General features: G+C 64.1%; 1 protein-coding gene. It reads left to right on the forward strand.

Going from position 1 to position 671, the window contains the following annotated elements; genetic code table 11:
- Nucleotides 1-671: DnaA N-terminal domain-containing protein (locus tag EOA86_RS37255; RefSeq protein WP_245497513.1), on the forward strand; the 671-nt coding region annotated here is incomplete at both ends.

Raw genomic sequence — 671 nt, forward strand, 5'->3', positions numbered from 1 at the left:
ATGCAGAGCGGCATCGAAAGGGAGCTTACGGGCGACCTCCCATTCCCTGGAACCTTAACCGAAGGGGACGATATGTCGGCTTCCATCGACGCGGAACAAAAGTTCGACCGGGTGAAGGCCCAGTTGAAGGCGCGTCTTGGAACCGAAGTCTATTCGAGCTGGTTCGGACGCATGAAGGTCGCCGAGGCGTCCCGGGGCATTGTCCGCATCTCGGTTCCCACCGCCTTCCTGCGCTCGTGGATCAACGGCCACTATCTCGACCTCATCGCCGAGCTGTGGAAACACGAGGATCCTGAAATCCTCAAGATCGAGATCGTCGTGCGCACCGCTACCCGCCCGGGGCGCAACGGCGTCGAGCCCGAAGTGGCCCCGGCGCGCAAGATGACCAGGCAAGCGCAAACGGCGCTGGCCGCGGGAACAGCAAGCCCCGGCAGGCTGGAGCGGGTACCGGCACCTCGCCCGGGAACGCCTGCAGAGACCGAGTTCCGGCACAATGTGCTCGGTTCGCCGCTAGACCCGCGCTACACGTTCGGCTCCTTCATCGAGGGACCGTCAAACCGGGTGGCTTTCGCCGCCGCCAAAGCGGTGGCGGAATCGCAGTCGAGCGCGGTGCGCTTCAATCCACTGTTTCTTCACGCGACGGTGGGGCTGGGCAAGACTCACCTGCTGCA

Origin of the sequence: Mesorhizobium sp. M5C.F.Ca.IN.020.32.2.1 (genome assembly GCF_004023105.1) — a bacterium.
GTDB lineage: Bacteria > Pseudomonadota > Alphaproteobacteria > Rhizobiales > Rhizobiaceae > Mesorhizobium > Mesorhizobium wenxiniae.